The sequence below is a fragment of the Sphingobacterium sp. InxBP1 genome (assembly GCF_026191775.1).
In the GTDB taxonomy this organism is placed as follows: Bacteria; Bacteroidota; Bacteroidia; order Sphingobacteriales; family Sphingobacteriaceae; genus Sphingobacterium; species Sphingobacterium thalpophilum.
In genome coordinates this window covers 230,877-254,032 of the sequence record NZ_JAINDX010000046.1, presented here as the reverse complement: position 1 = coordinate 254,032, position 23,156 = coordinate 230,877, and the positions used below count along the sequence as shown (strand labels likewise).

13 protein-coding genes are annotated in these 23,156 nt (G+C 44.5%); all 13 read left to right on the top strand.

What is annotated here, in order from left to right; genetic code table 11:
• The first annotated feature begins 27 nt into the window (after positions 1–27).
• The 13 genes from K7A41_RS13525 (at position 28) to K7A41_RS13465 (ending at position 22,855) form a co-directional block, all read left to right on the top strand.
• A complete protein-coding gene (locus K7A41_RS13525; protein WP_265714106.1) occupies positions 28–3,429 on the top strand; it encodes a glycosyl hydrolase in 3,402 nt (1,133 codons plus the stop codon).
• Between the two features lie 8 nt (positions 3,430–3,437).
• Positions 3,438–5,456, top strand: coding sequence for a glycoside hydrolase family 127 protein (locus K7A41_RS13520; protein ID WP_265714105.1), 2,019 nt, complete (start codon positions 3,438–3,440; stop codon positions 5,454–5,456).
• A gap of 73 nt (positions 5,457–5,529) precedes the next feature.
• Positions 5,530–6,951, top strand: a complete 1,422-nt coding sequence (locus K7A41_RS13515; protein ID WP_265714104.1) for a sialate O-acetylesterase — start codon at positions 5,530–5,532, stop codon at positions 6,949–6,951.
• Positions 6,952–6,960: 9 nt separating this feature from the next.
• Positions 6,961–9,282: a DUF5703 domain-containing protein gene (locus tag K7A41_RS13510; protein ID WP_265714103.1), complete on the top strand. Its 2,322-nt coding sequence runs from the start codon at positions 6,961–6,963 to the stop codon at positions 9,280–9,282.
• Positions 9,283–9,438: 156 nt separating this feature from the next.
• Entirely contained in the window at positions 9,439–10,515 is a 1,077-nt protein-coding gene (rhaT, locus tag K7A41_RS13505) for an L-rhamnose/proton symporter RhaT (protein WP_028071982.1), read from the top strand.
• 22 nt (positions 10,516–10,537) lie between these two features.
• Positions 10,538–12,646, top strand: a complete 2,109-nt coding sequence (locus tag K7A41_RS13500; protein ID WP_265714102.1) for a bifunctional aldolase/short-chain dehydrogenase — start codon at positions 10,538–10,540, stop codon at positions 12,644–12,646.
• Positions 12,647–12,727: 81 nt separating this feature from the next.
• Positions 12,728–14,002, top strand: a complete 1,275-nt coding sequence (locus K7A41_RS13495) for a TIM barrel protein (protein ID WP_028071984.1) — start codon at positions 12,728–12,730, stop codon at positions 14,000–14,002.
• A gap of 12 nt (positions 14,003–14,014) precedes the next feature.
• Positions 14,015–15,382, top strand: coding sequence for an FGGY-family carbohydrate kinase (locus tag K7A41_RS13490; RefSeq protein WP_265714101.1), 1,368 nt, complete (start codon positions 14,015–14,017; stop codon positions 15,380–15,382).
• A gap of 344 nt (positions 15,383–15,726) precedes the next feature.
• Positions 15,727–17,031: a rhamnogalacturonan acetylesterase gene (locus K7A41_RS13485; RefSeq protein WP_265714100.1), complete on the top strand. Its 1,305-nt coding sequence runs from the start codon at positions 15,727–15,729 to the stop codon at positions 17,029–17,031.
• A gap of 147 nt (positions 17,032–17,178) precedes the next feature.
• Positions 17,179–19,707 (top strand): alpha-L-arabinofuranosidase C-terminal domain-containing protein, encoded by a 2,529-nt coding sequence (locus K7A41_RS13480; protein WP_265714099.1) that lies wholly within the window; start codon positions 17,179–17,181, stop codon positions 19,705–19,707.
• 15 nt (positions 19,708–19,722) lie between these two features.
• Positions 19,723–20,154, top strand: coding sequence for a hypothetical protein (locus K7A41_RS13475; protein ID WP_265714098.1), 432 nt, complete (start codon positions 19,723–19,725; stop codon positions 20,152–20,154).
• 93 nt (positions 20,155–20,247) lie between these two features.
• A complete protein-coding gene (locus tag K7A41_RS13470) occupies positions 20,248–21,186 on the top strand; it encodes a glycoside hydrolase family 43 protein (protein WP_265714097.1) in 939 nt (312 codons plus the stop codon).
• A 244-nt stretch (positions 21,187–21,430) separates the two neighbouring features.
• On the top strand, positions 21,431–22,855 hold the full coding sequence (locus K7A41_RS13465; RefSeq protein ID WP_265714096.1) for a sialate O-acetylesterase: 1,425 nt from the start codon (positions 21,431–21,433) through the stop codon (positions 22,853–22,855).
• Positions 22,856–23,156: the final 301 nt, after the last annotated feature.

Here is a 23,156-nt window from a genome sequence, read left to right as displayed (position 1 = left end):
ACAGATCGTCGGACAAAAAAGATGGGTATGACGAGGATTAAACTGCTACTGGGGACAAGTCTTCTTTTGGGTTATCTGAACAGTAATGCACAGATCAAAGGTATTCCGGCGGAATTAGTGCCGTTGGACCAGCGTTCGTTCGAACAGGCAAAACCATGGGTGTTTTGGTATTTTATGCACGCGAGCTATTCCAAAGAAGGCATTGCTGCGGATCTCAAAGCGATGGCCGAAAACAATATTGCGGGTGCTTACCTTGCCCCCATTAAAGGGAAGACCAATCCACCGCTTTTCGAGCCACCTACAGAATCGTTGACTCCCGAATGGTGGGACATGTTCAAATACATTGTGTCCGAGGCAAAAAAGTATGGTCTTAAAATCGCTCTATTGCCCAATGACGGTTTTGCAACAGCAGGTGGACCATGGGTCACCCCAGAAAAATCCATGCAAAAAGTTGTTCACGCGGACACATTGGTCAATAGCCATGGTGAAGAACTGCAGCACTTGAAGTTACCTCAGCCACCTACGGAGCAGGGGTATTATCAGGATATCGCTTTATTTGCCATGCCGCTGGAGAATTTTGCCAGAACGAGTTTTACGGAAAAAGTGGAGGTAACCAATAGCTATGGCGAAGATTTGCAACGCCTGGCCGACCGGGATAATAGCCGGCAGTTTGCCACGGCCGCTCCGGGCTGGATACAGTTTGCCTTTACAGAGCCATTCCCCTGCAATTCGTTAAAAATTGAATGGACGGCATCCAACTATCAGGCGAATAGATTGCAGGTCTGGGTCAGCGACGACGGCATCACTTTTCGAAAGGTTACACAACTGGAATCTCCAAGGATGGGATGGTTAGATTGGGATAATGGTGTAACGCATTTGATTCCCTATACCAAGGCCCGGTATTTCCGTTTCGTTTACGATCCTGCTGGCAGCGAGCCGGGAGGCGAGGACCTGGATTCGGGTAAATGGAAGCCCTCATTAAAGCTTACCGGCATTCGCCTATTTGAAGAAGCGCACGTGAATCAGATCGAAGGTAAGACCGGTGAAATATGGCGTGTAGGCAAGAGCTCTGATCCAGCATCTGTCGCCAAAGAGTCTATATGGAGAGCACAGAAGCTGATTCAGCTGCCCAAGCCCGATGGCACAGGCCGTGTTGATCTGTCGCTACCTCAAGGAAAATGGAAAATACTGCGGATCGGACATACATCTACAGGGCATAAAAACGAGACTGCAGGAGCTGGGAAAGGCTTGGAATGTGATAAGTTGGATGCGAGCACTGTGGCCTTTCAATTTGACCAATGGTTTGGCGCTGCCAAAAAAAAGGTAGACCCCGACCTTTCCAAGGAGGTGCTGACGGTATTCCATATTGATTCCTGGGAGTGTGGCAGCCAGAATTGGACTCATAATTTCCCAGCTGAATTTTTGAAACGACGGGGGTATGATTTAACGACCTATTTGCCTGTTTTGGCTGGGTATTTTGTCAATAGTGTCGCAGATTCGGAAGGCTTTTTGCAGGACTATAGACAGACCATTAGCGAGCTGCTGCAGGAGAATAGTTATGGAACACTGCGCAGAAAATCCGACGAATACGGCGTAGAGTTTACGGCGGAAGCCACAGCGCCAGTCATGACGGGTGACGGCCTGGCGCATTTTGCAGCAACGGATCGTCCGATGGGTGAATTTTGGCTGCGAAGCCCATCACACGACAAACCTACAGATATCCTGGATGCTGTTTCGGGAAGCCATATTTATGGCAAACAAGTAACCATGGCAGAGGCTTTCACGCAGATCAGGGCCCAATGGGATGAGCATCCCCGATTATTGAAAAGTTTACAAGACCGGAATTATGCCTTGGGCATCAATAATCTAGTCTACCACGTGTATGTGCATAACCCCTGGATGGACCGCAAGCCGGGGATGACCATGGATGGTATCGGAACCTATTTTCAGCGAGACCAAACCTGGTGGAGACCGGGAATAGAATGGGTTAATTACGCCATCCGATCCCAGCAGCTTTTGCAATACGGTGTGCCAGTTCGGGATGTAGCAGTGTTTATCGGCGAAGAGATCCCAAGACGGTCCGTGCTGCCCAGTAACTTGGTTGACGTCCTTCCCGGCGTCATTGGTAAGGCCCGCGTACTACGGACAGATTCGCTGTTGACCAATACAGGTCTACCATTACAAAAAGTGGCAGGCGTGACTACGAGTGCCAATATGTATAGGCCTGAAGACTGGGTCGACCCCTTGCGGGGATATGCTTACGACTCGTTTAATCCGGACGCTCTCTGGAATCAAACTAAGGTGCAGGATGGTCAGGTTATTTTTGCAAATCATATCGCTTACTCTTTATTGGTAATGCCTGGCAAAACAGCCTTAAACCCCAACGGTAGCCAATATTCATGGCGAACGCTGGACCGGCTACGGACCTTGATCCGTCAAGGCGCTACGGTGCTATTTCAAGATATTCCCCATACATGGCGAGGTAAGCTCACAGATGTGAAAATACGGGAATATACAGACTTAGTGGAAGAGCTATTTGAGGGGCTGAAGCCCTTTCCGAATACGGCCTTACAATTTAAGCAAATCGGAAAGGGACGTGTACTCGTCGGTCGCTACCAAGCCAACGATTTTACTCCATTGGGTATAGACCCTGATGTCGTGATCAATCGGGGGGTAAATTCCCATATCTCGTGGAACCACCGCCGTTTTGAAGGAGGTCATTTGTTCTTCGTGGCCAATCAGGACAGTTTGATGCGAAAGGCCCCGCTATCGCTTCGGACAAAAAATACGCATGCATATCATTATGATCCGGTACTTGACCGGCTCAGCAACTTGCCTTTTAAGCTACAGAATGACAGAATGGTCATTGAATTAACCTTAGATGCCTACCAGTCCGGTTTTGTTTTGACAAGCGATAAGGCACTTAATCTCCCCAAGTATCAAATTTTAGACACCCTGCCCCTTAGCGGACCTTGGCTGTTTACGCCGGATGGTTTGCCTGATAAAAACTCCTTCAAACAACAGGAGCCTCAATTTTGGACAGAAAGTGCCGACAACGAGATTAAATACCTTGCTGGCTCGGGTAGCTATGAAACGCAGTTGAATGTAGTACATATTAGTAAAAAACAACGGGCATATTTGCAATTTTCGACGATTGAATCCCTCGCCGAAGTTTTTGTCAATGGTCAGTATGCGGGTGTCGTTTGGACTAAGCCTTATCAGATTGACGTGACCGATTTCATTCGAAAGGGCAACAATAAGGTCGTAGTCAAAGTGTATAATACTTGGGGCAATCGCTTCTTGTATGAAAAAGAAAATCCAACGGTAGAAAAGAGAATAAAATCCACAGCATCAGACAAGTTTCTTAAAGGTCTGCTACCTTCGGGCCTGCAGGGGAGAGTCGAGTTACTGTGGCTAGATGCAAAATGAAAAGAATTATGAATACGAAGTGTAAATTGCTGATGCTCACCTTTTCTGTCGCCATGTTTGCGCAAGCCGGAGCACAGGAAAAGTCGATTACCAATACCGGAGCAAGCCCATATGCCGTTCAGACGGCGGTTGATATGGGGGAGGTGAAATGGACCAAGGGATTTTGGGCCGATCGTACAAAATCCTGCTATGAACAAATGGTCCCTCAGCTGTGGAATGTATACACGGATGCTTCCATTAGTCACGCTTATCGCAATTTTGAGATTGCGGCGGGGCTGAAAAAAGGGGAACATAAGGGGCCATCATTTCATGATGGCGATTTCTATAAAACATTGGAAGCCGTCTGCGCGATTTATGCGCAAACGAAAGATAAAAAATTACTTCGCATGCTGGACGAAGTAATCCCTGTGATCCGCAAAGCGCAACGTGCTGACGGATATATTTATACCAAGGCAACAATTGATCAGCAGCAATCGGGAAAAAATATTGAATTTCAGGACCGTCTAAGTTTTGAGTCTTACAATATTGGACACTTAATGACAGCAGGCTGCATACATTATCGGGTGACAGGGCAACGTCCACTGTTGGATATCGCGATAAAAGCCGCCGACTATCTATATGGCTTTTATAAAAAATCTAATCCTACGCTGGCTAGAAATGCAATTTGTCCGTCGCATTATATGGGTACTGTTGAGCTCTATCGGACAACCAAAGACCCCAAATATCTGGAACTGGCCAAGCACTTGATCGACATCAAAGGTGAGATCGAAGACGGTACGGATGATAACCAGGACCGTATTCCTTTTCGTAAGCAGCATAAGGCTACCGGACATGCCGTACGGGCCAGCTATCTCTACGCAGGCGTCGCCGATTTATGCGCTGAAATTGCAGATACCACGCTGAGCAATCGTCTTTTTGAGATCTGGGATGATGTCACGCAGCACAAGATGTACATCACTGGCGGTTTGGGTGCCTTGTATGATGGAACCTCACCAGATGGTACTTCATATGATCCCACGGAAGTGCAAAAAATCCATCAGGCATTTGGCCGGGATTATCAGTTGCCAAACTTGACCGCGCATAATGAGAGCTGCGCGAATATTGGTAATTTGTTGTGGAATTGGCGCATGGCGAATTTTACAGGTGATGCGAAGTATATTGATATTCTGGAATTGGCACTGTACAACAGCGTGCTTTCTGGTATCAGCCTCGACGGCGACAAATTTCTATATACCAACCCGTTGAGTTACTCCTCTGATTTGCCTTTTCAGCAGCGCTGGTCCAAAAAACGCGTTCCTTACATTTCTTTGTCCAATTGTTGTCCACCCAATATCGTTCGTACCGTTGCTGAGGTAGCTAATTATGCTTATGGTCTATCTTCAGATGCCGTGCTGGTAAATCTATATGGAGGAAATGAATTGAACACAACTTATCGCGGAAAGCAGATCAACATTGTGCAGCAGTCCAACTATCCTTGGGAAGGCACTGCCTTGTTTACCCTACAGGAATTTCCCGCCGGTTATGCTTTGAAGCTACGTATCCCCGGCTGGGCTGGAAAAGCCGAAATATGGCGAAATGACGAGCGGATCGAAGCGCGCGTAGAAAAAGGGTATGCTGTTCTATCGGGCGCCCTAAAAAAAGGAGATCGCATTGCAATCAAATTGCCGATGGAGGTTTCTTTTATGGAATCAAATCCATTGGTTGAGGAGACACGCAATCAAATTGCCGTCATGCGGGGACCGATCGTCTACTGTCTGGAAAAGCAGGATGTAGCTACAGATGTGAACATCTTTGACTTGAAGATGAAGCAAGCCGAACATTTTACGCCCAGACATGAATATATATTGGGGCAGGATATCGTGCTACTGGAAGGAAACGCTTACCGCACCAGCAATGCGAAATGGGATTCGCTTTATCGCAGAGCGTCCAATAACAATCAAGAAGCCATCCCTGTACGTTTGGTGCCCTATTTTGCGTGGGGAAACCGTACATTTGGTGATATGGCCGTGTGGCTGCCCGTGTTTTGATGAGCTCTCAGTTACAGGATGTTTGTATGCTGATTAATTAGCTGGAACAGTGATAAATGCATAATTTATAAAAATGAAAACTTATTTACTTGCTATATTTCTAATTATCGGGCAGTTGGGGGCTCATGCAAAAGTCCGCTTGTCTGCCCTTTTTACGGACGGAATGGTCTTGCAGCAGCAGAGTAGGGTACCTCTCTGGGGCTGGGCAGATCCACAGGCAACGGTTACCGTGCAGACCTCCTGGAACGGACGAAAGTACCAAGTGAAGGCTGACCAACTGGGACAATGGAAAATTGTTGTGCAAACACCTGTGGCGGGAGGACCTTATCGGATTACAATTGCCGAACAGCAGGCCATCGAGCTTCGTGATATTCTGATTGGCGAGGTGTGGCTATGCTCTGGGCAATCGAACATGGAAATGCCGCTGAAGGGGTACCCCGGACAGCCTATTCTAGGCAGCACGGAAGCGATTATGAATTCGAAAGATGATCTGCTGCGTATCTATACGGTACCTCGAAACCCATCTTTGCAGCCTGTGGCCGATAGTAAGCCCAGTGTTTGGAAGAAAGCTGAGCCAGCGTCAGTAGTTGGTTTTAGTGCAACGGCCTATTTCTTTGGCCGACAATTGCGTAAAACTTTGGGGGTACCCGTGGGGCTCATTCACAGTAGTTATGGTGGTTCGAACATCGAAGCGTGGATGGAAGCGTCCTGGCTGGCTGATCAAAAAGATATCGAGATCCCCAGACAGGAGTCGGGACTGAAAGACAAAAACCGCGTTCCAACCATGCTTTATAATGGTATGATCCATCCTATTGCCGGATATGGCATCCGTGGGTTTATTTGGTATCAGGGTGAGTCCAACTACGAACGCGCAGACCAGTATGAGATACTCTTCCCGCGAATGGTTGAAAAATTCCGTGAATTATGGGGGAACTCAGCGCTTCCATTTTATTTCACACAGATTGCACCCTTTGATTATGCATCATTGCCACCTTATCATAAGGGAGGGAAATTCAATTCGGCCTACCTGCGGGATGCACAACGAAGATCTCTGGATAAAATCCCTTATTCGGGCATGGCAGTAACATTGGATCTGGGCGAGCAAAATTGTATACATCCGTCCCATAAACGTGAAGGTGGTGAACGATTGGCTTATCTGGCTTTACATGATGTCTACGGCTTTGAATCCATCCATCTAAAAAGTCCGGTTTATGATAAGCTTGAAATCAAGGGCAGTACCGCTATACTTTCATTCCGGGACGCTCCTTTGGGTTTGACATCATATGGTAAAGAAGTAACAACTTTTGAAATTGCGGGCAAAGATAAAGTGTTTTATCCGGCACAAGCCGCGTTGAGAGGGAAGATGATTGTCATTGCCTCACCCAAGGTAGATGAGCCGGTGGCTGTGCGCTACGCTTTTCAAGACTTTGTTATAGGAGACGTCTTCGGCGCCAACGGAATGCCGTTGAGCTCATTTCGAACAGACGATTGGTAGATAAACGTTATGACCAAAAAATTTATCTTTAGTATTATATTCTTTCTTGTTACTGTTTTGAGTCCCGTGGTGGCCCAGGATATCCGATGGAAAGATTATTACGTGTCCTGGACGACACAAAGTAAGAATTCATCCGAATCCATGCCGATGGGTGGGGGCGACATTGGTTTGAATGTGTGGGTTGAAGACGGTGAATTGTTGTTGTATTTAGGTAAAACAGGCGCATTTGACGAGAACAATACCTTGCTTAAGCTCGGCCGTATCCGTGTGCATCTTTATCCCAATCCGTTTGAAGGGGATAAATTTCTGCAAGAATTGCAGCTGGACAAAGGACATATCCTTGTAAAAGGTGAACATCAAGGTGTCAAAGCAGAAATTTTGGTGTGGGTAGATGTGTTCAGCCCAAACGTCCATCTCGAAATCAAAGCAAATCAGAACGTCAATGTGCAAGCTGCATATGAAAACTGGCGTTTTCAGGACCTTTTTCCGAAGAAGAAAGAAAATAATGCAAATTCGTGGAAATGGGCTCCTCCTGGACCTGTGGTCACATACAAAGATCAGGTTGAAGCCGCAGCAAATAAGATTTTCTTTTATCATCAAAATCAGGACAGCACAGCGTTTGATATCGTGGTGAATCAACAAGGCCTGTCGGCCATTAAGGATTCCTTGTACAACCCACTCAAGAAGCTAACCTCGGGCGGCCTTTTTCAAGGGCATGATTTTATATATGCCGGCCAGCTTAGCGGGCGCTACATGCATACTCCGTATCAGTCCTGGATACTCAAAAGCCAGCGCGCGAAGCGGAATCATGCGCTTCAGGTGACGTTGCATGTGGACCAGTCAATGCAACTTTCGCGCTGGAAAACAGATGTAAATACTTTGGCAAAGCCCAAAGTGTCTGTATTGGCGACCAAGCGCGCAACAGAATCTTGGTGGGAAGCGTTTTGGAATAGAAGTTATATTGTCATCCTACCCGAACAGAAAGATCCAGAAAATGAGGCTTGGCAAGTGGGCCGAAATTATCAGTTGTTTCGATTTATGCTGGCTTGTAATGCCTATGGGAACTACCCAACGAAATTTAACGGCGGTTTATTTACCTATGACCCTGTCGCCGTCGATAGCAGCTTCCATTTTACGCCAGATTTCCGGAATTGGGGTGGAGGCACACATACCGCACAGAATCAGCGATTGGTCTATTGGCCCATGCTGAAAAGCGGGGACTTTGACATGCTGCCTGCACAATTTAAATTTTACCAGCGTATATTAAAAAATGCGGAGTGGCGGTCACGTGTGTATTGGGGACACGGAGGAGCCAGTTTTACCGAGCAGATTGAAAATTTTGGTCTTCCCAACCCAGCGGAATATAATTGGAAACGGCCAAAAGATTTTGATAAAGGCCTTGAATACAATGCCTGGCTTGAGTACCAATGGGATACCGTCCTTGAGTTTTGTATGATGATGCTCGAAACGGACCGGTATCAGGGAGCTGATATTCGGAGTTATATCCCATTTATCGAGAGCTGCCTGCGTTTTTTTGACGAGCATTATCACTATCGGGCCCGACAATTGGGCAGTAAGCTGCTGGATGACAAGGGGCATCTGGTGTTGTATCCCGGATCCTCCGCAGAGACCTACAAAATGGCTTATAATGCCTCGACGACAATTGCAGCGTTGCAGCAGGTAACCCAACGGATGCTTACCCTGCCAGAAACTTTGGTCAGCCCGGGGCTGAGAAAGTATCTACAGGGCTTTTTATCCCGAATCCCACCATTGCCGCTAAGGGAGCTGAATGGAAAAACGTTATTGGCTCCAGCACAACAATGGGCCCGGATCAACAATACAGAGTCGCCACAGCTTTACGGCGTATATCCTTGGGGAATTTATGGTATTGGCCGGCCTGATATCGATATCGCAATCAATACGTACAGGTATGATCCCGATGTGCGTAAATTCAGAAGCCATGTCGGCTGGAAACAGCATAATATATTTGCTGCACGCCTAGGATTGACGGATGAAGCGAAAGAATTGACGACGCTAAAACTCAAGAACGCAGATCGCCGGTTTCCGACATTCTGGGGACCCGGGTTTGATTGGGTACCGGACCACAATTGGGGGGGCTCAGGAATGATCGGCTTACAAGAGATGCTGCTGCAGGCCACTGATGATAAGATCTATCTTTTTCCGGCGTGGCCCAAGGATTGGGATGTGGATTTTAAATTACATGCCCCGGACCAGACCACCATCGAAGGGCGATTAAAAAGTGGAAAATTATCTGATCTTAAAGTTTCTCCCCAAGAAAGAGAAGCAGATATTGTGAATCTTTTGCAATAGTCGCAGGCAGGTCGTACCTGTCCGATACAAAAAAAGGAATAAAAATGGCTGTACCGCTTTTTGTGGTCAGCCTTTTTTTGCACATCATAACAGTGCATAACAGTTCACAAAAATCAAACAATTAACTTAGTTGCAAAGAACCTAAATAAAGTATATATGAATGCAGTCTTCGGAGTTATATTTCATTTCATTGGCGGATTCGCCTCGGGAAGTTTTTATGTGCCGTATAAGAAAGTGAAAAATTGGTCATGGGAATCCATGTGGATTCTAGGCGGACTTTTTTCATGGATTATCGTACCGCCAATAGCGGCGATGCTGACTATACCTAATTTTGTTGATATTATTAAAGAGACCGATAATTCTATTTTAGGATATACATTTCTATTTGGCTTGCTTTGGGGAGTCGGAGGCTTGACTTACGGCCTAGGTGTTCGATATCTCGGTGTATCCTTGGGAAGCAGTATCATTCTGGGCCTGAGTATGGTATTTGGTTCCCTGATGCCGAGTATTTACTATTTCTTTAATAAGGCCAGTGGTAAGCATGGGATAGATTATTTTTTCACCACAAATTCTGGGATCTGTATTCTGATCGGGCTCTTGGTCTGTATACTTGGTGTATACCTCTGCGGTAAGGCAGGTGTTTCTAAAGAGCGACATTTATCCACCTTAGCTGTTGAAAACAAGGCGGATTACAATTTTGGCTTGGGCATCGTTGTCGCTATCATTTCAGGAATACTGAGTGCCTGTTTCAATTTTGGAATAGAGGCGGGTAAGCCCATGGCGGACGTCGCAAATGCGCTGTGGAAAGCTGCTAACCCCGATCAAGGGGAATTTCTTTATCAAAATAATGTGACCTACATCGTGATTCTTTGGGGTGGCTTTGCAACGAATTTTCTCTGGTGCCTGTATTTGTTGATCAAGAACAAAACGTATGGGGATTATGTGAAGTCGGAAACACCTAAAGGTAAAAATCTGCTTTTGTGTGCGATGGCCGGAACGACCTGGTATCTGCAATTTTTCTTTTATGGTATGGGAGAAAGTCGGTTGGGGAATGGGGCTAGCTCGTGGATATTGCACATGGCATTTATCATCCTGATTTCAAACGCTTGGGGTGTCGTGCTTAAAGAATGGAAGGGCGTTGACCGATCGACCTATCGTTCCATCATTGGAGGGATCGTAACAATTATTATTTCCATTTGCATTGTGGGATTTGCAAAGACATTAGAAAATTAATATTTAAATAAATATAGAAGAAGTGAAAACGTACAAACATGTCAATTATTTATGGGACGACGAAAAAGCTCAGGCACTACAAGGTGATGAAGTGGCTTTACTCTTATATCGTTCGAATATTTTAGGTGCTGATTTAAGGATTACAAATTATGGTGGAGGCAATACGTCCTGCAAAGTTTGGGAAAAAGACCCCTTGACCGGTGAGCAAGTGGAGGTCATGTGGATTAAAGGGTCAGGAGGAGATATCGGAACACTGAAGAAATCAGGCTTGGCGGCATTATATCTCAAGCGCTTACGTAACCTGGAAAATGTGTACCGTGGTCTGGAACATGAAGATGAAATGGTCGAGCTGTTTAACCATTGTATTTATGACCTGGCGTCAAAAGCGCCATCAATTGATACACCATTGCATGGCTTCCTGCCTTTTAAACATATTGACCATTTGCACCCCGACGCAGCTATTGCGATCGCTGCGGCCAAGGATGGTAAAAAAATCACTCAAGAGTTGTTCAACGGTACCATTGGCTGGGTAGATTGGCAACGTCCGGGTTTTGATTTAGGCTTACAGCTCAGAGCTTGTCTAGAAGAAAATCCTGGCATCCGTGGTATTATGCTAGGATCGCATGGACTATTTACCTGGGGCGATACAGCCTATGAATGTTATATAAACTCATTGGATGTGATCGAAGCATGTGCCTCCTATCTCGAAGATAACTTTGGAAAAAAACGGCCTGTATTTGGTGGTCAAAAAGAAACGAGTCTACCTCAAGACGAACGGGCATCACAAGCCGCCAAATTAGCACCGATATTGAGAGGATTCTGCTCCAGCGAACGTCATATGATCGGGCATTTTACCGATGATGAGCGGGTGTTAGAGTTTATCAACTCCAATGATCTGGAACGTTTGGCACCATTGGGGACGAGCTGTCCGGATCATTTTTTGAGAACTAAAATTCAGCCATTGGTATTGAATCTCGACAAGTCTGAGAATTTGGATGATGTCGAAGGGCTTAAAGTCAAATTGTCGCCTCTATTTGAAGAATATCGGGGGATGTATACGCAGTACTATGAAAGCTGCAAACACGACAATAGCCCTGCTATCCGTGATAAGAATCCGGTAATCGTCTTATATCCCGGAGTGGGCATGTTCTCTTTCGCAAAAGATAAACAGACAGCACGTGTGGCAGCCGAATTCTATATTAATGCCATCAATGTCATGAAAGGCGCTGAAGCCGTGAGTGAATATACCGCATTACCGCGTCAGGAAGCGTTCGATATCGAATACTGGTTGCTCGAGGAGGCGAAGTTACAGCGTATGCCAAAACCAAAAGCCTTGTCGGGTAAGATTGCTTTGGTCACTGGCAGCGGTGGCGGCATTGGTAAAGCAATAGCAAAGAAGATGGCGCAGGAAGGTGCTGTGGTAGTTCTTAATGACATTAACGCAGAGCGTTTGGCGGAATGTGAACAGGAGTTTGTTACGTACTTTGGTAAAGATGCCGTTATCTCCACTTTATTGGATGTAACCGACGAAGCTCAGATACGTGAAGCATTGAAGACTGCTTCGCTCGCATTTGGTGGAATCGATATCGTGGTTAACAACGCAGGGCTGTCAATTTCCAAATCCATCGAAGACCATACCCAAAAAGATTGGAATCTTCTATATGATGTTTTGGTAAAGGGACAGTTTTTGGTGACTCAGGCAGTAACGCCCATTTTAAAAGGACAACATATTGGCGGAGATATCCTGAATATCGTGAGTAAGAATGCATTGGTAAGCGGGCCTAACAATATAGGTTACGGAAGTGCAAAGGCTGCACAGCTGCATCTGAGTAGGTTGTGTGCTGCCGAACTTGGACCTTTTAAGGTGCGGGTCAATGTTGTAAACCCAGATGCGGTGATCTCTGATAGTAATATATGGGCTGGCGGATGGGCTGAAGGCCGCGCAAAGGCTTATGGCGTAACAGTGGAGGAACTGCCGGCTTACTATGCCAAGAGAACATTGCTGAATGAAATTATTCTTCCCGAAGATATCGCAAATGCCTGTTTTGCCTTTGTGGGAGGTCTTCTGCATAAGTCCACAGGAAACGTTCTGAACGTAGACGGAGGCGTAGCGATGGCGTTTGTACGTTAATTTTTATATCTTAGGTGTCGCGTTCGGAAAGGGAAAAAATGTACGCGACACCTAACATTTTCACACGATAACCATTACATTATGATTCTGGATAAACAAATTATAGATCAACACAATAACCAATTAAAGGATAAACACGAGCGAGCGTTTAACTATTTATCTTCGGATATTGTGAACGTAGAAGGCATTTTGGATAAACTTCAAAAATTTCAGATTGCCATTCCAAGCTGGGCATTGGGTACAGGCGGAACACGTTTTGGGCGCTTTTCCGGGGCAGGTGAGCCGGGCACGCTAGAGCAGAAGCTCGAGGATGTAGCTCTATTACATACGCTGAATAAATCAAGTGGAGCAATTTCTCTACATATCCCATGGGATATTCCGAAAGATGCGGAGAAAATCAAGGCATTGGCCGCTTCGCTAGGCATTGGTTTTGATGCCGTCAATTCAAATACTTTTCAGGATCAAGCAGGGCAGGAACACAGTTACAAGTTCGGATCCCTCCATCATGTAGACCCTAAGGTCCGTGAACAGGCAATTGCTCATAACATTGAGGTAATCAATTATGGAAAAGCCTTGGGGTCGAAGTCGTTAACGGTTTGGTTGGCAGACGGTTCGTCTTTCCCCGGGCAGCTGAATTTTAGGGAGGCCTTCCAAAATACATTATCCAGCCTAAGTGAGATTTACAAACATTTACCCGACGACTGGAAACTTTTTGTTGAATACAAAGCCTTTGAACCTTACTTCTATTCGACCACCATCGGCGATTGGGGACAGTCATTGCTATTGGCCAATAAACTGGGGCCCAAAGCCTATACATTGGTGGATCTGGGACACCATTTGCCAAATGCAAACATCGAGCAAATCGTTTCGTTGTTGCTGATGGAGGGTAAATTGGGTGGATTTCATTTTAACGATAGTAAGTATGCGGATGATGACCTCACAGCCGGAAGTATCAAGCCTTACCAGTTATTCTTGATCTTCAACGAACTGGTTGACGGTATGGACCTGAACGGAATTGATCATGCTACCGGGCTTGGCTGGATGATTGATGCGTCTCATAACTTGAAGGATCCGCTGGTCGACCTGCTGCAGTCGGTTGAAGCAATTAAAATCGCCTATGCGCAGGCCTTGTTGGTCGACCGCAAGGCACTGAAACAGGCCCAGCAAGGTAACGATATTGTAAGGGCACAGGAAATCCTGCAAGATGCATTCCGTACCGATGTCAGGCCGCTTGTCGCTGAGGCTAGGCTAAGAAGCGGGGCAGCCTTGCAGCCAGTACAATTATTCAACGAACAAAACTTACGGGCAAAACTCATTGAGGAACGCGGAATCAATTCTGTCGCTACAGGTTTGTAATAGGGAAGAAGAATGAAGGGGAAACCAATACCAGTAGTGGCCATCTTTGACGTTGGGAAGACCAATAAAAAATTATTTCTCTTTAATGAACAGTATCAGATAGTTTTTGAACGATCTGCTCGTTTTTTAGAGACTAACGACGAGGATGGGGATAGCTGTGAAAACCTAGAGAGTCTGCGTTTATCAGTTTTTGACTCATTGCATGAGGTGTTCCGGAAGGGAGAGTTTGAAATCAAAGCGATTAACTTTACTTCTTATGGAGCGAGTTTCGTCTACATTGACAAAGATGGCCGGCCGTTAACACCATTATACAACTATTTGAAGGATTATCCGAAGAAATTACTGGAATCCTTTTACGCGCAGTATGGAGGAAAAGATAGGTTTTCCTTGGAGACATCGTCTCCGAGTTTAGGAAGTCTGAATTCAGGATTGCAGATTTACCGTCTTTTGAAGTTAAGGCCCGAGCTATTCAAGGAAGTGAAATGGGCCCTGCACCTTCCGCAATACTTGAGTTATCTGATTTCAGGGCAGCCTTATTCGGATATGACGAGTATTGGTTGTCATACAGCGCTTTGGGATTTCAGCAAAAATAATTACCATCGGTGGGTGAATGATACCGGTATTATCCAAAAAATGGCGCCAATTGTCCAGGGGGATCAGCTGTTTCGGGCAACTTTTCCCGGCAGTGGCTATCTTGTGGGCAGCGGTTTGCATGACAGTTCCTCAGCTTTGATCCCGTATCTGTTGAATTTTCATGAACCCTTTGTTCTGATCTCAACAGGTACTTGGTGTATTTCTTTTAATCCTTTTAATACCGAATCATTGACAAAAGAAGAACTGAACCAGGATTGCCTCATGTATATGACGTACACAGGCCGCCCTGTAAAGGCATCTCGGTTGTTTGCGGGATATACACATGAAGAGCAGATCAAACGCATTGCGCAGTTTTTTCAGGTGTCCACAGGCAAGTTTAAACAGATTAATCTCGATTGGGATATTATTGAAAAGTATCAGGTCATGGATATTTCCGATGAGCTGGACGCTTTCTCATCAATTGATTTGAATCATTTCAAAACCTATATCGAGGCGTATCATGTGCTGATGATGTATCTGGTCAAAGCTCAGATTAAATCAACCTCGCTGATTCTTCAAAATAATGGTGTTCAGCGGATATTTGTGGATGGAGGATTTAGCCGTAATGTGATTTATATGACCTTACTGGCGCAGGCATTCCCACATAGCGAGGTGTTTGGGGCTTCAATGGCTCAGGCAACCGCGCTTGGTGCCGCGTTGGTCATCCATGACCATTGGAATAAACAGCCTATTCCCAACGATATTATTGAACTACGTTATTTTAGGGCGAAGCAGCGGTGGTACTAACGATGAGCGGAGTTAAGAATTTAGTTTTTTTATTAGTTATCAGTAAAGGTCAGCCAATTATCGGCTGGCCTTTTTAGTTTTTGATGACAAGCATGATCACGCTTCTACAAGGTACCAAAATAAAAAGGTTTCCAAACGGGCGTAAGGAAACCTTTTATAAAAAACCTAAAATTATGAATAATTATACCAATTATTATATGATGGCTAAAGATGCTCAAAATTCCTGGATTAGCTGTCCTGAACTGTCGACTGCAGCAAGCCCAGCATAATATGCAGGAAAGCGCAGGGTGGTCGGCTCGCCAACAAGAATTATATTTACTGGATACGAATTATACAACTTAAAAATGAAACGATTCATCTTAACGGTCGGCCTTTTTATCATCTCCAGATCTGTAGCCATATCTGCCGAGCAGATCTTGCGGGAGTTTACTTTTGGCGAAGGCAAGACCGGAACATCAACGGTCTTAAAAGAAGCAATGCCGTATGCAGACTCACGTGGATATGGCTTTGAGTTTTTGACAGAACGGAATGTCTCTATCGATCAAAAAAGGAAACGCCTTTTTAGCGAAAAGCCCTTTTATTTTTCGGTAAAACTCCCAGAAGGAAATTATCGGATCACCGTAAGCTATCGAGGATTACAGAACGGCATTTACCACAGTACAGTACGGTCCGAATCTCGGAGGCTGCAGATAGAAAACCAACAGGTGTTGCCGCAAGAATCTTTGGAGAAAGCTTTTATAGTACATGTGAAAGATCCCAAGATTGTTTCGGGTGGCCGCGTGGCATTGAAGAGCCGTGAGCTGCAAAAACTGGACTGGGATAACAGGTTGACTTTGGAGTTTCAACAGACGAACTGTATCGCTGCAATCCGGGTCGAGACGGTAAATGACGTTACCACTGTATTTTTAGCTGGTAATTCAACGGTAGTAAACCAGGAGGAGGAGCCTTGGGCTTCTTGGGGGCAGATGATCCCCCGATTTTTTGATGCCCACATAGCGGTAGCCAACCACGCCGAATCAGGATTGTCATTGCGCACGTTTATTTCCTCCAAAAGACTGGAAAAAATCCTTTCCATTGCTAAGCCCCGAGACTACTTATTTATTGAATTCGGACACAACGATCAAAAGGAAAAAGACGATCAGGCAGGTGCATATAGGGGCTATAGCCAACGACTACAGTATTTTGTCCATGCATTTAGAGCAAAAGGTGGTATCCCCGTGATCCTGACATCAACCGCACGGCGCGCATTTGATACCCATGGACAGCTGATACAGACGCTAGGAGATTTTCCCGATGCGGCAAGAAAAATCGCAGCGGAACTTCAGGTTCCGCTAATCGACTTAAATAAACTGACAAGTTTGTTTTACGAGGCATTGGGCGTCGAAGGATCCAAACGGGCATTGGTACATTACCCCGCGCATACTTTTCCGAATCAGCAAAGCGATCTAAGCGACAATACACATTTTAACCCTTATGGAGCTTACGAAATTGCAAAAATGGTCCTGACCGGCATAAGCGATAACCAGTTGCCACTCAAAGAGCATATCGTGGACTTTCAGCAATTTGATCCACAGCATCCAGATCAGGTCGATACTTGGTATTGGCCACCGAGTGTGATCAACAGTGTGATAAAACCGGACGGGAATTAGTTGCACGGAAACGAATATAAACCTGCCTTCGATAAAACCAGCCTACAGCTGTAAGGGCTAAAAGCAGTTCATTCATTTGATAATGAGGTTTGTGTTTTATAATTGTATTTTTTACATTTATAAATAAATTCTGATTAATTATAACCAATGGAAAGACATATTTTCAAATTAAGGGCCTACATTCTTTTTCTGGTAAGAGCAGTTTGCTTTTTCGGTCTTATTTGGGTTTTTGACGTCAATGCCAGTACGGTTCGGACCGCTACTGCTGATCCTGATTCCGCCCAATTATTTGCTTATGCAAAAGAAAAAAATGCCGGCCGCGAAGGGTTGCTATATGCATGGAGTTTGGACGGTAAACAATGGAACTCCATCGGAACAGCACTTGCTTTCGTAAAATCAGATTATGGTCGTTGGGGAGAGGAAAAACGGATGATAAATCCGGTAATAATCCCCAAGAAAGAAGGCGGGTGGGCCGCTATATGGCAGCTGAGTCCATCCAGCGAAGGACCGTATGCTTATACACACACGAGTGATTTTTATACCTGGGGCAGGCAAGAATATTTTATAAAGCTTAACAATATGGATCATTCCATAGTCTCTGAAGTAAAAAACAGTTTATCTGCTCAGCACCAGGTCATGCTCAACGGCGAGACTGTGAAGGGAACAAAGCTGAAAGTTTCCTGGACCGTTATTAAAGAACTGATCAAACACTATGATCTTGCCGTGCTGAAACAAAAGCAATGGTCCGAAAGAAGTGTCGAGGACGCGGCTCGCTTTCTAGGTCTACAGCCATTGGATGTTAGGTTGACACCACGGACAGCCCTCAGCAAACCGATCAGTGATATGTTGGTAGGTGTGTTTTTTGAAGATATCAACTATGCTGCGGATGGAGGTCTCTATGCGGAGCTGATTCAAAATAGAGATTTTGAATATAAATTGAGTGATAAGCAGGGGCATGACAAAAATTGGAACCAGAAAACAGCCTGGTCCGTGGATGGTGCTGGGCAATTTCATATTGATAGTATACGTCCCATTCATTCCAATAATAAATATTATGCGAGCTTAAGTGGTTCAGGGGTATTCAGAAATATAGGGTATGATGGAATTGCTTTGCATAAGCAGGAACGCTATGACCTCTCGTTTTTTGGAAGAGTTCCGGCAGGTAAAAAAGCTCGGCTAAACATCCGAATCAGTACGAAAGAAGGAAAGGTACTGGATGAATCATCGTTAACCGTTGCTGATAAAGACTGGAAGAAATACCAATTCGTGCTGACCCCCAGTTCGGCCTGTAAAGACGCTGTATTGGAGTTTGCATTTACAGATGTGCAGCAACTGGATCTCGACCTGATCTCGTTGTTTCCCCAAAATACGTTTAAGGGACGCAAAAACGGAATGCGAAAGGATCTGGCCGAGGCGATTGCGGCATTAAATCCACGCTTTGTACGTTTTCCGGGAGGTTGTCTGGCGCATGGAGATGGCATTGAAAATATTTACCATTGGTCCAGGACAGTAGGGCCATTGGAAAGCCGCGTGCCACAGCGGAATATGTGGGGATATCATCAGACCGTAGGTTTGGGATATTATGAATATTTTCAGTTTTGTGAAGATATTGGGGCTTATGCCGTTCCGGTCGTAGCAGCGGGTGTGCCTTGTCAAAATTCGGGCTCACATGGCCATCCACTAGGAGGACAACAGTGCGGTATCCCCATGGAAGATATGGATGACTATGTCCAGGAAGTACTGAACCTGATCGAATGGGCCAACGGGGACAAAAATAGTACCTGGGGAAAAGTTCGAGCTGCTGCAGGCCATCCGGAACCGTTTCATCTAAAATATATTGGCGTGGGGAACGAAGATCTGATATCAGATGTATTTGAGGAACGTTTTACGATGATTTATAATGCTATCCGCGAGAAATATCCTGAAATACAGGTCATCGGAACAGCTGGCCCATTTTTCCAGGGCACTGATTATGTGGAAGGCTGGAAAATTGCGGATAAATTACGTATACCTATTATGGATGAACATTACTATCAGACACCGGGCTGGTTTATTCATAACCAGGATTTCTACGATAAATACGATCGAAGTAAATCGCAGGTGTATTTAGGAGAATATGCGGCGCATATTGATGGTCGGGCGAGTACATTGGAAGTTGCATTGGCGGAAGCGGCCTATCTCACGGCATTGGAAAGAAATGGCGATATTGTTAAGATGGCGTCTTACGCGCCATTGTTAGCCAAAGACGGTTATACACAATGGCGACCTGACCTTATTTATTTTACCAATACTGATGTGAGATTAACACCATCCTACTATGTACAACAATTATTTGGGCGTAATAGCGGAACCGAATATGTTCCAGTCGAAGCAGTTTATTCTAATGCTGCCGTTGAGATACAGAAGCGTGTGGCATTTTCTATTGTTAAAGATCCAAAGGATCAATCGCTCATTGTAAAACTGGTTAATATATTACCCGTTGCGGTCAACATACAAATGGAATTGGATCAACTCCATGTGAAGGGTAATACAGCCCTTGTTTCTCAGTTGACGGGAAAATTGGAAAGTAAAACGGTAAAACCCGAAGAAAAGACCGTGACCGTTGACAAGCTCAAAAACCAGCAATTGCCGCCTTATTCGTTAACCATCATCCGAATTCAATCGGATGCGAAATAGTCTCATTCAACTCATATGATATATCCAGCTTTGCAAAAGAAGTCTATTTTAGTTTTTATAAATCTCTGTTTGGCCATTGTGCCCTTGTTTGCCAATTCAGGATTCAATCTGATCAAAAATAATCAGGCTGCGAATGTCTATTATGGAGGTAGTAACCCTGTGGTTGAAACTGCATCGGAAATTTTGGATGCTGATGCAAAGCAGGTTGGCCAATGTGCTTTTAAACGAATAGACAGTGCAGATGCTGGTGCAATTATAATTGGGGAAATAAATGATCCCATTATTAGCAAATTGATAAAAGATCATCACCTTTCTCTTGCTGATATAAACGCTAAATGGGAAGCTTTTTATTTGAAAGTGATTCAAATGGAAAAAATACCAACACTTTTAGTGGTAGGATCTGATGCTAGAGGAACGGCAGGAAATATTGCGCATCAAAGCACTTGATGAGGGGGTAGTGGTTGATGAAGTAACCGTATATTTGGATTAAGGTATTCGTTTCCAGCGATGTAGTGGAAACTCATGATTAAAGATATAAAAATGAAAAAACAATTTCTAGTCACGCTCTTCGTTATTTTAACTTGCCTCGTTAAGGCACAATCTCCCGTATATCTTTTCTCCTATTTTATAGGTAATGGTGCTGATGGATTGCATTTAGCTTATAGTTTGGATGGTTTGAAATGGGAACCATTGAATCAGGGAAAATCGCTCTTAACACCAACGGTAGGAAAAGATAAACTGATGCGTGACCCCAGTATTTGCCAGGGCCCTGATGGTACCTTTCACCTGGTGTGGACAACGGGTTGGTGGGACAAAATTATCGGATATTCCTCTTCCAAAGATCTGATGGAATGGACCGAACAAAAAGCAATACCGGTCATGGTAGATGAACCTGATGCAAAAAATGCATGGGCTCCGGAACTTTTTTACGACAAAGCAACGAAGGAATATTATATCCTTTGGGCCACGACGATCCCCGGTCGACATAAAGAGGTACAGACCAGTGACAGTGAGAAAGGTTTAAACCACCGGATGTATAGCGTGACGACAAAGGATTTTAAACGTTTCTCAAAAACCAAGTTATTTTTTAATTCCGAATTTAGTGTCATTGATGCGGCTATTATACAGCAATCCAATCAGGAATATATGATGGTGTTGAAAAATGAGAATTCTAATCCGCCTGAGAAAAATATTCGAATCACCAAAACAAAGCGTTTATCGCAGGGATTCCCGACTACTGTCTCGAAGCCGATTACAGGTGATTATTGGGCGGAAGGTCCCGCACCATTGCAAGTTGGGGAATATATATACGTTTATTTCGATAAATACCGCGACCACAAATATGGAGCTGTACGAAGCAAAGACGGCATCAACTGGGAAGATGTCTCCGATCTGGTGACATTTCCGAAAGGTGCCCGTCATGGAACAGCTTTTACAGTCAGTCAAACCGTTCTGTCAAATCTATTAAAAGCAAACTGATTCCTCGTAAGTAGTTTCTGACACGTTATCGCAGTGTCTTCTATTTGGAAAACAGTGAAGTACAGGTTGCATATGGATAAATAGATGCTTAATTTCATTGCATAAGTTTGATATTTAATACGACTACAGTAGATATACATAAATAAGAATCAAGAGAATATTCAAGACTGTCTTTGCCAGCACGTAAAGCCACTTATTGCAGGTTCTTCTTGATTTTAACAATAGACAATTCAATCAAAATAGCATGAAGCGAATTCTTTTTTCCTTTTTTTGGGCAGCTATTGCGCTGAGTGCGCAGGCTAAGGTCACATTACCTCGCGTTTTTGGGTCGAATATGGTGCTTCAGCAAGGTAAGCCAGTGGTTATTTGGGGACATGCAGATCCTCGGGAGAAGATTGAAATCAAATTGAAGGGGTTGACAAGAAAAACGGTGGCAGATCAAAAAGGAGCATGGAGTACAACCTTTACAGCTCAAAAAGCCAGTTTCGATCCCTTTACTATTGAAGTAAAAGGCGATAATACAATCTTGTTGGAGAATGTTGTTGTTGGTGAAGTCTGGTTATGTTCTGGGCAGTCCAATATGGAGTATACGATGCAGTTACGTAAAGGTTATAAGAAACCTGCTGTAGGCGTTGATCGTGCGGAGGAAGAGTTGCGACAACCTGAAAATCCAAAAATTCGCTTATTCCTTGTCGCCAAGAAGAAAGGCCAACAGGAAGATGTGGAGACTAAGGGATGGGAAATAGCCGATCCGAATTCACTCGCGCCATTTTCGGCTCCCGGTTATTTCTTTGGGAAGACCCTACAACAGCAGTTGAATGTCCCCGTTGGATTGATTAGTTCGTCCTGGGGAGGCAGTAGGATAGAGCCGTGGACACCTTTGGAGGCCTATCAAAACTCCAGCACCTTTCGGCAGGAAACGCAAAATGGTGAAACGAAAATTGAAAACGCTATCGCTGGGGAAATGTACGAAGCGATGATCCGACCATTGGCACCTTTTGCGATGAAAGGCTTTATCTGGTATCAAGGTGAAAGCAATCTGATGTTTGAGGATGCACGTTATTATGCAAAACAGAAATTATTGATCGATACCTGGCGGAAGCGCTGGAAGGACAAAAATATGCCGTTTTATTATGTTCAGATTGCCCCTTATTTCTATAGTAAGAGAAGCGATAAAATAAAACATAAGGCTGAGGCATTGCCTTGGTTTTGGGAGATCCAGGCAAAATGCATGAACATTAAAAATTCGGGAATGGCTGTAGTCACTGATTTGGTCGATGATCTTTCGGATATACACCCCTCCTACAAATGGGAAGTAGGAAGACGTTTGGCATTATGGCCCCTGGCATTAGATTATGGTCAAAAAGATATTGTTTTTTCAGGACCGCAATATAAAAACAAAAAGATAGTCAATAATAGCATAGTACTGAATTTTAACTATGTGGGCGGCGGATTACAATGCAAAGGAGATCAACTGTCCTGGTTTGAGATTGCTGGTTCAGATGGCAAATTTGTGCCTGCCGAAGCAAAGATCGAGGGCGAGCATGTCATTGTATCCGCAGCATCCGTAAGGTCCCCAAAACAGGTTCGTTTTGCTTGGCACGAAACAGCGCGTCCCAATTTTTTCAATAAGGACGGATTACCGGCATTGCCTTTTAGAACGGAATAGTGTTATTTGTGAGACCTTTCTTTTGAACTATTTAAGATGCTGTAATGATCAAATAGTCACGTTGTTGTCCTCATAATCCAAGTGATTGTCATAAAAAAAAGGTTTTCAAACGGAGAGGATGAAAACCTTTAAAATAACCAATTAATCCTAAATTTATGATAAAAAATATAATGCTTTTTCATTGGCTTTCCTGTGATACAATTCGCATAGTTTCATCTAAACCATCACATAGATACTCACCATCTAAATGGCGAAATCACCAAATAATACTACAAGTTTAGGAATCTCAAATGAATTTGTC